This window comes from Oceaniferula spumae (genome assembly GCF_042849255.1).
Classification (GTDB): domain Bacteria; phylum Verrucomicrobiota; class Verrucomicrobiia; order Verrucomicrobiales; family Akkermansiaceae; genus Oceaniferula; species Oceaniferula spumae.
In genome coordinates this window covers 1,048,526-1,061,861 of record NZ_AP026866.1, presented here as the reverse complement: position 1 = coordinate 1,061,861, position 13,336 = coordinate 1,048,526, and the positions used below count along the sequence as shown (strand labels likewise).

10 protein-coding genes are annotated in these 13,336 nt (G+C 50.7%); all 10 read left to right on the top strand.

Annotation, left to right across the window (positions count from 1 at the left end; genetic code table 11):
- The first annotated feature begins 14 nt into the window (after positions 1–14).
- Positions 15–1,412, top strand: a complete 1,398-nt coding sequence (locus ACSPJT_RS04490) for a sulfatase family protein (RefSeq protein WP_435895173.1) — start codon at positions 15–17, stop codon at positions 1,410–1,412.
- 17 nt (positions 1,413–1,429) lie between these two features.
- Positions 1,430–2,824, top strand: a complete 1,395-nt coding sequence (locus ACSPJT_RS04485) for a sulfatase family protein (RefSeq protein ID WP_435895172.1) — start codon at positions 1,430–1,432, stop codon at positions 2,822–2,824.
- Positions 2,814–4,289 (top strand): sulfatase-like hydrolase/transferase, encoded by a 1,476-nt coding sequence (locus ACSPJT_RS04480; RefSeq protein WP_435895171.1) that lies wholly within the window; start codon positions 2,814–2,816, stop codon positions 4,287–4,289. Before ACSPJT_RS04485 ends, ACSPJT_RS04480 begins: the two co-directional genes overlap by 11 nt.
- A gap of 27 nt (positions 4,290–4,316) precedes the next feature.
- On the top strand, positions 4,317–5,363 hold the full coding sequence (locus tag ACSPJT_RS04475) for a glycoside hydrolase family protein (protein WP_435895170.1): 1,047 nt from the start codon (positions 4,317–4,319) through the stop codon (positions 5,361–5,363).
- A gap of 41 nt (positions 5,364–5,404) precedes the next feature.
- On the top strand, positions 5,405–6,955 hold the full coding sequence (locus tag ACSPJT_RS04470) for a sialate O-acetylesterase (protein ID WP_435895169.1): 1,551 nt from the start codon (positions 5,405–5,407) through the stop codon (positions 6,953–6,955).
- A 19-nt stretch (positions 6,956–6,974) separates the two neighbouring features.
- The gene (locus ACSPJT_RS04465; protein ID WP_435895168.1) at positions 6,975–7,715 is read left to right on the top strand and encodes an SGNH/GDSL hydrolase family protein; all 741 of its coding nucleotides are present in this window, start codon (positions 6,975–6,977) and stop codon (positions 7,713–7,715) included.
- 25 nt (positions 7,716–7,740) lie between these two features.
- A complete protein-coding gene (locus tag ACSPJT_RS04460; protein WP_435896175.1) occupies positions 7,741–8,709 on the top strand; it encodes an alpha/beta hydrolase family protein in 969 nt (322 codons plus the stop codon).
- The gene (locus ACSPJT_RS04455) at positions 8,706–10,130 is read left to right on the top strand and encodes a sulfatase family protein (RefSeq protein ID WP_435895167.1); all 1,425 of its coding nucleotides are present in this window, start codon (positions 8,706–8,708) and stop codon (positions 10,128–10,130) included. The genes ACSPJT_RS04460 and ACSPJT_RS04455 overlap by 4 nt, the downstream gene beginning before the upstream one ends.
- A 185-nt stretch (positions 10,131–10,315) precedes the next feature.
- Positions 10,316–11,788, top strand: a complete 1,473-nt coding sequence (locus ACSPJT_RS04450; protein ID WP_435895166.1) for a sulfatase — start codon at positions 10,316–10,318, stop codon at positions 11,786–11,788.
- A 106-nt stretch (positions 11,789–11,894) separates the two neighbouring features.
- Complete coding sequence (locus tag ACSPJT_RS04445) at positions 11,895–13,310, top strand: sulfatase family protein (RefSeq protein WP_435895165.1); 1,416 nt, start codon at positions 11,895–11,897, stop codon at positions 13,308–13,310.
- The last annotated feature ends 26 nt before the right edge of the window (positions 13,311–13,336 follow it).

Here is a 13,336-nt window from a genome sequence, read left to right as displayed (position 1 = left end):
TATTACTAAGCATCATGAAATTAAAAACATGCCTATCAAGTGCTCTGCTGGCGTTTACATGTCTGGCAGCGAATGCCGACGAATCTAGCGCAGAAGCCAAGAAAGATCGTCCTAACATCCTGTTCATCTTTTCCGATGACTGGGGGTGGGGAGACCTGAGCTGCCACGGTCACCCGTATATCAAAACACCTAACATCGATCGCTTGGCGAAAGAGGGAACTGATTTTTATAACTTCACCGTCGCGAGCGGTGTCTGTTCTCCCAGTCGCGCGGCTGTGATGACAGGGGTGTTCCCCGCACGTCTTGGCATTACTGGCCACTTTGCGACGCCAAGGAGCAATGCTCAGCGCAACATGCCTGACTGGGTGGATCCCGAACTGCCGATGCTGCCTCGAATTTTACAGAAGGCTGGCTACATGACAGGGCATTTCGGAAAATGGCATTTGTCCAATAACATGATCCCGGACTCACCAAGGCCTGAAAAATACGGCTACGATATGGTCGGTGCCTTCAACTGCTCCGGCGAGCAAATGCCCGTGCATGACGATGCCAAGAATGCGATTGCCCTGATCGAGAAAAGCGTCAAAGCGGAAAAACCATTCTTCATCAACCTCTGGGTGCACGAGCCGCATACGCCGTTCCACACCCTGCCAGAATACCGCAAGCGTTTCCCAGATCTGCCTGACAGCGATAATATCTACGCGTCCGTTCTCTCACACGCGGATGATCGCATCGGCGAGGTCTTGGATACCCTGGATCGTCTTAAACTGACCGACAACACATTGGTAATCTTCAGCTCAGACAATGGCCCGGCCGGCGGTGGCAAAGCTGGCAAGTTAGAGATTAAGCACGATTCGGCAACGGGTGAAGGGTTTGGCACCGGTGCTAGTGTTGGCACGACAGGCGGTCGCAAGGGACGTAAGGGAACCATCTATCAGGGCGGCATTGGTATTCCGTTCTTGGTGCGATGGCCTGGTCATGTGGCCGCTGGTGCCACTGAGAAGATTTCATGGATTTCAGCCGTGGATCTACTGCCCACATTCTGCGAAATCGCAGGAGCACCACTGCCTAAAGACCTGAAACCCGATGGTGTTAGCCAAGTCACTGTCCTCAAAGGAAAGCCTGCCACTGTGCGTGAAAAGCCACTTTTCTGGAAGAAACAAACGGCCCGGAGAAGTGACGCTGACTTGGCGATTGTAGACCAGAAATGGAAACTTCTTTGTGGCGCTAATTTCAAAAACGTCCAGCTCTACGACATCAGTGTCGACCCTCTGGAGAAGAATGACGTCAAAGCCAAACATCCGGAAGTGGCCGCACAGCTCGTGAAGAAAATTCAAGATTGGACCAAGACCCTGCCTAAGGAAATCGATCCCAAGTTGTTTTCAGATAAACGGCCTAAGGCTAAGAAATAAAGCCTCCATCGATGTATATGAAGTGGATCACTGGTATAGCGGTTTTATGTTTAGCGGCATCGGCCCCTGTTTGGGGAGTCGATGGCGAACGCCCGAATTTCCTCATTGTGTTAGGAGATGATATCAGTGCATCCACGATTGGTTGCTACGGATCAGATAATCCAAATACCACACCGCACATCGATCAACTCGCTAAGGAGAGTATCCGTTTTACCAATATGTTCGTGTCGCAAGCCGTTTGCGGCCCGGCACGCGCAGAGCTCTACACAGGGCTGCAACCACAACGCAACGGCTGTAATCAGAACCACAAGGCTACGAAAAAAGGGACGTTGAGTATTGTGCATCATCTGGGTAAGTTGGGTTACCGTGTCGGACTTACAGGGAAGACGCATTTCAAACCTGCTTCGGTCTATCCATTTGAAAAAGTCAAAGGGTTTGAGGCCAACTGTAATGTGAAAGGCATTGGCAAGGAAAGCTGGTCGAGCGTTGAGGAGTTCATCACTCGCGATGCTGATCAGCCCTTCTGTATGGTAATTGCTTCGGTTCACGCCCATGCGCCTTGGGACGCGGGGGACACTTCTCGCTGGGAACTTGATCAACTGAAACTTCCGCCTCATATGGTTGATACCGAGGAGACTCGGCATTTCTTCCGTGAGTATCTAGCAGAAGTGCGACTCTTCGATGAGCAAGTCCGCAAGGCCCAGGCACTGCTTGAAAAAGCGAAACTGGATGAAAACACAGTGCTGATTGTGTTAGACGAAAACGGAGCAGGAATGCCCTGTGGGAAATGGACGAATTATGACTGGGGTGTGCGTTCGGCCTGTTTGATCAAATGGCCAGGTCTGGCTAATGGCGCATTTGTGACTGACGCCTTGGCGCAATACTGTGATATTGTGCCCACTCTGATCGAAGCGGCCGGTGGGGAATCGCCGTCGAATCTCGATGGCAAAAGCCTGCTGCCATTACTTACAGGCAAAACTAAGAAGCACCGAGAGAAAGCGTTTTTCGTTTATAACAGTGGGCCTGAAGGTCCGCCGTTTTCCTCGCGCGCGGTTACCGATGGTCGCTTCAAGTTAATGTGGAATCTGACGCCAAAGAATCTATTCGCAGTGAGAACGATCAATGGATTCGATTACGGCTACGTCGACAAAAAGGATCCCAACCGTCATGTCCGGAAACTCTATCTGTCATGGCTTGAAAAGGCCAAGAAAGACCCTGCTGCGGAAAAAATGGTGCAGCGTTTCCGCAAGCAACCTGAGTTCCAACTCTATGATCTCAATGCCGATCCATGGGAAATGAACAATCTGGCAAATAACCCTGAGTATTCCGAGCGTTTGAGAGAACTTAAGGAGTCCATCAGCGGATGGATGACTCAGCAGGAAGACAACGGAAAATTAAAACATGAAAAATAACAAAATCTCTCTGGGGCTGTTAGTTGCTTGCATCCTTGCTGATAATGTTGCGGCAGAAACCGATGCAAAACAGTCATCAGCAAAGCCTAACATTCTTTTCATTTTCTCCGATGACCAATGCTTCGAGACCATCGGAGCACACGGCTTGACCGAAATCGATACACCGAACTTGGATAAGCTCGTCAACAATGGTGCGAGTTTCAGCAAAGCGTACAACATGGGGGCGTGGGGCGGTGCTGTTTGTGTGGCTAGCCGTTCTTGCATGAATACAGGAGCTTTCGTCTGGCGCGCTCAAGACGCAGTGAAAGAGGTCGGTAAAGGTAAACGCAAGAGCTGGTCACAGCTACTTTCAGATCAAGGCTATGAGACCTACATGACCGGTAAGTGGCATGTGGGTGGCATGAATACCAAGAAAGTCTTTGATCATCAGGGCACTGTTAGGGCTGGTATGCCAAAGCAAAAGTCGGCTGGTTATAATCGACCCAAGGACGAAGCCGACTACGAAAAAGGCTGGAAACCATGGGACAAAAAGCAGGGTGGATTCTGGCAAGGCGGCAAGCACTGGAGCGAGGTGCTGGCGGATGAAAGCATTGGTTTCATTAAAAGCGCGGCGAAAAAGGAGAAACCGTTTTTCATGTACTTGGCATTCAATGCCCCGCACGATCCACGCCAGGCACCGAAGGAATATATCGATCGCTATCCGCTGGATCGCATCAAGTTGCCAAAGAGTTACATGACGCAGTATCCAGACCAGAACGCGAAAGGCGTTCCAATCATTCGCGATGAAAAGCTAATGCCATTTCCGCGAACCGAATATGCCGTGAAGGTGAATCGCCAAGAATACTACGCGATCATCACCCACATGGATGCGCAGATTGGAAGGATACTTGACGCACTGGAGGCCTCCGGTAAGGCCGACAATACTTGGATCATTTTCACCTCAGACCACGGTTTATCGGTCGGTCACCACGGCTTGGTTGGGAAACAAAACATGTATGAAGACGGACTCTGTGCCCCATTCATTGTCGTTGGCCCAGGTGTCAAAGCCGGACAAAAGCTCGATACCCCCATTTACATTCAAGATGCGATGGCTACTACCTTGGATATTGCCGGTGATGTCCCAAAAAGTATCGAATACAAGAGTGTGTTGCCTCTGCTGAACGGCACGGCCAAGAAAAGCTACGACTCGATTTATGGTGCCTACATGGGCACCCAGCGCATGATCCTGAAGGACGATTGGAAGATTATCGCCTATCCACAGCTCAAGAAAGTGAAGCTTTTCAATATCGCCAAAGATCCTCACGAAATGACCGACCTTTCTAACAACCCGGAATACGCAGCCAAGCTTCAGGAACTCACACAGGCTCTTGAAGACACAATGGATCAAATGGACGACCCCATGGAGTCACTGACCAAGGCGAATGCGCCCGAAGCCCCGAAGAAAAAGAAGAAGGGCGATCACTAAAACCAACTCACGGAAAACAACCAATCGATGAAAGTAAAAAACATATTAGCCGCCACTCTCGCCCTCGGGTTCCTATCTCAATCCGCGACAGCGGTCGAGGAATCGGCCTTTGTGAAGTCGCTCGTCAAGGGACCTTATATTATTCCGGCCAAGGATGGCGAATGGACTTGGGGCATGGCTCCAATTTATGATGATGACGGTAAGGTGCATGTTTTTAACTCCATCATCCCTAACACAGACAAGGGTGGAAACTGGAAAGTAAACAGCAAGATCGTGCACTGGGTGGCCGATAAACCGGATGGACCCTATAAGTTCTTAGGTGATGTGTTTATCAGTGATGACGCTAGCTATCACAACCCTCAGATTTCCAAAGTGGGTGACACTTATGTGTTAGTATTTCTGCTCAATCGACACAGCGATGAGAACGGCTCCAAGCAAGAGGTGGGAATCGCCACCGCCAAATCATTGAACGGCCCGTGGAAAGAAAGTCCACTTAATCCGGTCATCAAAGCGACGGAGAAAAATGGGCAACATGCGTCCAACCCCACCTTCGTCGTCGCTCCCGACGGTAAATTCCGCATCTACCACAAAACCATGACCACAAGAAATGGTGAGATCTACCGTGAAATATCACTGGCTATCAGTGACAAAATCGAAGGCCCATACGAAGTGGCCAAGGAGAGTCCGCTCATTTCCTATGCCGACAAGGGCGTCGATATCGAAGACCCCTACGCGTTTTATTACAAGGGTATGTATTACATGATCTTGGAAGACCGTCAGAATGTCAAAGGTCTGCTAGAAGGTAAACATGAGGGCGTGGGGAAGGCCAAGCTCGGCGGCTACCGTCCCGGACTCATCTATCAATCAAAGGATGGTCTCGATTGGGGACTGCCCAAGGTAGGCTATCAGACCAATGAAATCTATTTCGGTCACACACTGGCACGCAGTGAGCGCCCCAGCATCCTCTGGAAGGACGGCAAGCCGGAATACCTCTTCCTCGCCTGCCACGACAAAGATCCTACAGCTGGCTATATCCTGAAAATCAACGGCTGGGATGGTGAACCTGAAAAATAGGTCTGGTAGACTAGTTAGCTGCCTCTATTTTTAAAACATCCATGAAACTATCATCACACCTGCCGTTTGGGCTTTCTCGTATTGTAGGCTTAGCTTTGCTCCCATGCTCCGCGGGTAGCGCAAATGCCGAGTTGCGTCCGGCTTCGCTGTTTCAGAATCACATGGTTCTTCAGCGTGATATGCCAGTGCCAGTCTGGGGCGATGCTGATCCGGGGGCGAAAGTCACCGTCGAGTTCGCGGGGCAGAAGAAGATCGCAACGGCAGATGGTGATGGGAAATGGATGTTGAAGCTCGATGCTTTGACTGGAACCTATGATGCGAAGGACTTGACGATTTCCTCTGAACACCAAGCGAAGGCCGAACATGTTAAACTAACAGATGTGGTCGTCGGCGAGGTCTGGATCTGTTCGGGCCAATCAAATATGCAGTTCGCTGCCAAGGCTGTGCCGGAGGTGAAGGCTCTGATTCCAAAGGCCAAACATATTCGCAGCTTCGCCGTCAAACGCACGGTGGCTTTCACGGAGCAGGATCGTTGCGAAGGAAAGTGGATTGCCCGCTACCCTGACAGCGCAGTGGCATTTTCGTTTGCCCACTCACTCCAGGCTTCCGCCGATGTGCCCATTGGCATCATTCTGTCTTGCTGGGGTAGTTCATCGTTAGAAGCGTGGATGCCTCGCGATATGGTGGATACGGTGCCTCACTTCAAGACCATGATGGATGAGTTTGATGCTAATACAGAGACAAAGAGTAAAATCAAGGAGGTGCTGAATCGGCCGAAGGGCTGGAGCAAGCAAGAGGACGTGTTCCTGCGCCGTCAGTCGAATATTCTCTACAACGCGATGATGCATCCGCTGGCACCGTATGCCTGCCGTGGCTTGGTCTGGTATCAGGGTGAGCGCAATACCCAGTCGATGTTCGGCATGTTGAAAGAGCCATGGTTTTCACGTAACTCGGGTATGTTGATTTACGGCGATGTTTTGAAAAAATGGATCCAGCGCTATAGAAAGGAATGGGGCAATGAGGACATGCATTTCCTCATCACCATGCTGCCAGGCTACGGCAAAGTAGCAGACACGAGTCCTGATAAGGCCTCCGATAGTCCTACCGCACACTCATGGGCATGGATGCGCGAATCCCAGATGCAGGCACTGGATCTGAAAGGAGTCAGCGTCGCGAATACCGTCGACCTTGGAGACATCAAGAACGTGCACCCGAAAGATAAATTGCCAGTCGGTCAACGCCTGGCATTGCTGGCGGCTCGCGACACCTTGGGGAAGGATGTCAGCGCGCAAGGCCCAGTCGTAAAAAAAGTAGAAGCGATGGGAAACATCGTGATCGTTCATTTTGATCATGCCGAAGGGTTGAAAACAATAGATGGCAAAGCCCCGAACGCGTTCTGGATCACTGACGATTCCAAGAAGTGGGTGCGCGCACAAGCCGCGATCAAGGGATCAACCGTCGTGCTGCAATCGTCTGAAATATCAAAGCCGCTATACGTTCGCTATGCCTTTGCAGGCATGCCCAAAGTCAATCTTGTGAACGCTGAAGAGCTTCCTGCTTATCCATTCCGATCGGATGAATTTAAACCGTAACCATAGCTAACTTGCACACATGAAACATCAATTCGTTAGAGCGATACTTTTCGCCTCCTTGATCACCACCACCCTCGCAGCTCCTGAAAAAGGTTCTAAAGCTGAGAAAGACAAATCCGCAGTCTGGGCATTCATGCCCGACCCATCTTTGCCAAACGTGCTCATTCTCGGAGACTCGATATCCATCGGCTACACCTTGCAAGTGCGCAAAAATTTAAAGGGCAAAGCCAACGTCTTTCGTCCGATGAGAGGATCGCGCCCAATGAATTGTAGCGGCACTATCAGCGGAGTGGACAGGCTGGACAAATGGTTAGAGGGTAAAAAGTGGTCGGTGATCCATTTCAATTGGGGACTGCACGATCTCAAACATGTCAAAAAACTTGGAAAGAGCGTGAAGTCTAATGACCCCAAGGACCCCACTCAGGCAACACTCGAGCAATACACCCAGAACATGGAGACCATTGTTAAAAAACTCAAAGCCACAGGCGCACGTTTAATTTTCGCTACTACCACACCTGTGGTTCCCGGAACACTCAACCCTCTGCGCACCCCGGAAGCTCCAGTGCGTTATAATGCTGCCGCGGTGAAGATCATGAAGGCTAACAACATCCCCGTGAATGATCTCCACGCTTATGCATTGCCACATCTTGCGAAATGGCAGTTGCCCAAGAACGTGCATTTCAAAGGAGTCGGATCTGAGGCATTGGCCAAGAAGGTGGCTGAAGCAATCAGCAAAGAACTGGCTGCGGTGAAACAATAAGCAACTCTGAGAACACATCATGATAATACAATTTAGCATCTTACTAGCACTGATCATTTGCTTGGTCCCAACGACAGCCCAGGAGCAAAAAACCAAGAAACCGAAGAAACCCAGAAAAGCACTTGAGACAGGGCACGAAACCAAACTGGGCGTTGTCTATAAAACGGTGGGCAAACGCAAGCTGGAGTTCGATATGTATTACCCTGCCGCAGAAGCGGGTCGACCATGCCCGGTGATCGTCTACACCCATGGAGGCGGCTGGGCAGCGGGCAGCCGGTTCGGTGCCGCTAGTGGTGGTTTCGCTCCGCTGTTCAAAATCTTAGTCAACAAGGGTTTCTGCATCGTCTCAGTAGATTACCGACTCTACAGCAAACAAGGAACAGTCCGGATGCGCGACTGTGTGATCGATTCAAAAGACGCCATCAGATACCTGGTCAAAAACAGTAAGGACCTCGGCATCGATCCCAAACAGCTCTTCGTCTTCGGCGATTCCGCAGGCGGTCACATTGCTCAAATGCTGCTTCTGACTCCCGCAAAAGATCTCTCTGGTGACAAGAACTTGGCCGACGTCGATTACTGCGTTGTAGCTGGACTTTCATGGTATGGTCCATGCGACTTCGAGAAAACAGAACTGTTCAATCACAACGATCGTCCAGACTTCAGAGACCGCTTTGGCCCTCGCATCACTGACAAAGGCGTGACTGCTGAAGAAAAACTGCGACTCTACCGTGAAATGAGCCCGATCAACTATCTCAAGAAAGACAGCCCTCCGTTGCTCATGATCCAGGGAGACAAAGACACCACCATTCCCGTCAAACATGCCTACTACATGGAGCAAAAAGCCAAAGAACTAGGCGCTCCCGTTCAAACTCTGATCGTCAAAAATGCAGGTCACAACTGGCGTAAAGTCGACGCTGAGATCAGCCCGACTCGAACCGAAATTATTAACGCCTCTGCGAAATTCTTCATGGAGCATTTGAAAAAACAGCCATGAACAAAATATTAAAATCAATCGGCCTTCTGAGTATCGGATTGGCCATGTCGGCACCCGCTGTCGAAAAGCCCAACGTCATCATCATTCTAACTGACGACCAAGGCTACGGTGACCTGAGTTGTTTCGGAGCCAAGCATGTCAGCACGCCGCGCATCGACCAGATGGCGGCGGAAGGGGCGAAGCTGACGAGTTTCTACATGGGCGCGGCAGTATGCACGCCTTCACGAGCTGCTTTGATGACCGGTTGCTATCCCAAGCGGATAGACATGTCCACAGGGTCTAGTTTCGGCGTGATGCTGGCAGGCGATGAAAAAGGATTGAATCCTAATGAAGTTACCATCGCTGAGGTCTTGAAATCCGCAGGCTACAAAACCGGAATGTTCGGCAAGTGGCACCTAGGCGATCAACCTGAACTTTTACCGACCCGACAAGGGTTCGATGAATTTTTCGGCCTGCCATACAGCCATGATATTCATCCCTACCACCAGAATCAGAAGAAGCACAAATTCCCAGCACTGCCACTGCTGGAAGGAGAGAAAGTCATCGAGCTTGATCCTGATGCAGATTTCCTCACCAAACGTTTAACGGAACGTACGGTGGCTTTTATTAAAAAACACAAAGCTGAACCGTTCTTCATCTACCTGGCACACCCCATACCTCACCGACCGCTGCATGCCTCGCCTCCGTTCATGAAAGACGTTTCGCCTGAGATCAAGGCAGCCCTTGATAAAGAGGGGAAGGGAGTGGATTACAAGACACGCGATAAGATTTACAAACAGGCGATTAGCGAAATCGATTGGTCAGTCGGCCAAGTGTTAGATGCGCTTAAGGCTCAGGGAGTCGATGACAAGACTATCGTTATCTTTTCAAGCGACAATGGCCCCAGCAAAGGCGTGAAGCTGTCGTCAGCAGGGCCGTTGAAAGGGGCAAAAGGTTCTTACTTCGACGGCGGACCAAGAGTTCCCGGAGTGATTCGTGCGCCGGGCCGCATTCCTGCCGGACAATCGATCGATGAGCTGATGACAGCCATGGATTTGCTGCCTACCTTCGCCAAACTCTCGGGAGGAAAAGTCCCGACAGATCGTGTGATCGACGGCAAGGATGTCTGGCCTGTGTTGACGGAGCAGGCCAAGAGTCCTCATCAGGCCTATTTCTATCATACTCAAAATGAGCTCAAAGCCGTGCGCTCCGGTCCATGGAAGCTGCATGTCAAAAGGGGGAAACCGATCGCACTCTACAATCTCGACAAGGATATCGGCGAAAAGAACAACGTGCTCAAACATCATCCTGAGGTGGCAGAGAAGCTTGCGTCCTTGATTCCGCCATTTAATGAGAGCCTCAGGAAAAACACCCGCCCTGCGGCGAAAATCAAAAATCCAAAACCACTGACGAAGGAGGCTAATCAGCCAGCTGAAAAATAAATGCGTTCACCTGCGTAGTGAACGTTTACAGCTTACGGGAGCTAGGGCTGCGTCTAAAAGAGAATGTTGGATCATTCCTAGGAACGTCATTCCTCAACGCCATTGAAACTCACCTATTCTGGGGATATACAGGGCGGGGGAAATAGACTAGCTTTCCCAATATTAAAATACTTCCAAACCGATTTATGAAAACATTCAAAACATCCACCACACGTTTCCTCGGCAAATTGGCACTTGTGGTCACCACCATTGGTTTCGCTATCCCGTGTGAAGCCGAAACACGCCCGCCTAACATCGTAGTCTTCCTCGTCGATGATCTGGGCTACATGGACATTGGTGCTAACAATCCGGAGTGTTTTTATGAAACCCCGAGCATCGATCAGTTCGCCAAGACCGCGATGCGTTTTACCAATGGCTATGCGGCAAATCCGGTATGCTCACCGACGCGTTACAGTCTGATGACTGGGAAGTATCCTACACGGGTGCGCGCGACCAATTACTTTTCAGGCAAACGCTCTGGAAAGTTTAACCCAGCGCCCTTGAATGATGAAATGCCACTGGACGAGATCACTCTGGCTCAAGCGCTGAAAGAAAAGAACTACGCGACATTCTTTGCCGGTAAATGGCATCTCGGTAAGACGAAAGAATATTACCCGCAGAACCGCGGTTTCGACGTTAACATCGGTGGTTATAACAAAGGCGGACCCTACACCGGTAAGAAATACTTTGCCCCATTCAAGAACCCGGAGATGGAAGAAAGCCCTGAGGGAGATCACTTGCCGGACCGTTTGGCGCGGGACTCTGCTGCATTTATCGAGGCGAATAAAGACAAACCCTTCCTCGTCTATCTATCGTTCTACTCCGTGCACACGCCTCTGATTGGTCGACCTGATCTGGTGAAAAAATACAAGGCGAAGGCTGAAAAGCTGAAGGGCAACGCGTTCACCGAAGTCCCGGGTGCCGTCGCGGGTAAGAAGAAGCAGAAGTTACGTGTTAAGCAAGATCACGCGGTTTACGCCGCCATGGTCGAAGCCATGGATCAGGCAGTGGGCAAGGTCTTGAAGCAACTGGAAGCTTCCGGTGTCGCCGACAATACCATCGTGGTCTTCACATCCGATAACGGAGGTTTGTCCACCAGTGAAGGCTGGCCAACCAGTAACCTGCCATTACGAGGCGGCAAGGGCTGGATTTACGAAGGTGGAATCCGCGAGCCATGGATCATCCGCTATCCGGGAGTGACAAAGCCAGGGGCTGTTAGTGAAGAAGTAATTTGCTCGATTGATTTGTATCCTACCGTCATGAAGGCATCGGGTGTTGAGACCAAGCACGTCATCGACGGTGTCGACCTCTCTCCTGCACTCAAAGGGGAATCACTGGAGCGCGACACGCTTTACTGGCATTACCCACACTACAGTAATCAAGGAGGCCCTCCTGGTGGCGCGATCCGAGTGGGCGACTATAAATTGGTTGAGCGTTATGAGGACGGAAAAGTGATGCTGTTCAATTTGAAAAAAGACCTCGGTGAGAAAAATGATCTGTCAGCCCAACATCCGGAACGCGTTTCCGAAATGCGTGCCAAGTTACACAAATGGTATCAGAGCGTTGATGCCCAGTTCTTGCAGAAAAAGAAGGGCGGTCCTGAGCCTTGGCGTCCATAATGGCTGAGTCCTCACTGATCGATCTGATAACCTGTGGGGATTTCTCATGAAACAATGACTCATTCGCACACGATGACGATGAGGGCTGACCATAATCAATAAACTAATGACCATCCATAAACGCGCATTATCTACCGCAATCATCCTTGCTGCATTGAGTCCTGTCTTGGTGCAACCCGTCGCAGCTGCCGACAAACCGAACTTTGTCATCATTTTCTGCGATGACATGGGTTACCAGGATCTGGAGTGTTTTGGTGCACCCAAGATTAAAACTCCACGCATTGATCGTATGGCGGCTGAGGGGATGAAATTTACCAGCTTTTATGGTCAGACTGTTTGTGGCCCTGCGCGGGCGGCCTTGATGACGGGCTCGTATCCACTTCGAGTCGAGAAAGTGCCGAATCCTGTCCAGAAAATAGACATCCATCCCATCGTGCATACCGATGAGGTGATGATCCCTGAAATTCTCAAAGAGGTGGGCTACGCCACTGCTGCCTTTGGCAAGTGGGATTTGGCAGGTCATTCACAGACCCAATTCAAGCCGGACTTCATGCCTAACCGTCAGGGATTCGATTACTTCTTTGGCACTCCCTCGAGTAACGACCGCGAAGTAAATCTGCTGCGCAACGAAAAGATGGTGAAGAAAAAAGCCGCGATGGGATCACTAACTAAGGCTTACACCGATGAAGCGATCCAGTTCATCGAGAAAAATCACAAGCAGCCCTTCTTTGTTTATCTGGCACACTCTATGCCGCACACGAAGCTGGGCGTCTCGAAGCCATTCAAGGGGAAGTCTGCCCAGGGACTTTACGGAGATGTGATTCAAGAACTCGATTTCCACACCGGGCGTTTGCTCGATAAATTAAAAGAGTTAGAAATCGACGACAATACCTACGTCGTTTTCACCAGTGATAACGGTCCGTGGTGGGTTAAAAAGGACCATGGAGGCAGCGCGCTGCCACTGCGCGGTGCCAAGACCTCCACTTGGGAGGGGGGGCTGCGCGTGCCGACCATCATTCGCGCACCGGGCAAAATTAAAGCCGGAACCGTCAGCGACCAGCCAGCATCACACATGGATTTTCTGCCGACCTTTGCCAACCTCGCCGGCGGAACGGTGCCGACCGACCGCGTCCTCGATGGCCGTGATTTGTCCAAATTGTTAGAAGGGGGATCTGATCCAGAGCTGAAAGCACGCACCATTTTTTACTACCAACATACCCACCTGCAAGCTGTTCGTCAGGGCAAGTGGAAGTTAATTGTGCCGCGCCCGGCGAAGCCCATTGTTGTTCCTCCAAGCTGGGCCAAGATGGTTCCGAAATCTGATTTGGTGGAAATCACCAAACCGATGTTGATCGATCTCGATGCCGATATTTCCGAACAAAAGGACGTGGCAAATGCTCACCCCGAAGTGGTGGAGTCTCTGATGAAACAGATCGAATGGGCACGCCGTGACATCGGAGACCGTGAGCAAATTGGCAAGAACGCTCGGTTACCGAAGAAATCGGAGGGCGAGAATAATTAATGATGATTTTGATTCTTCAGACGAGA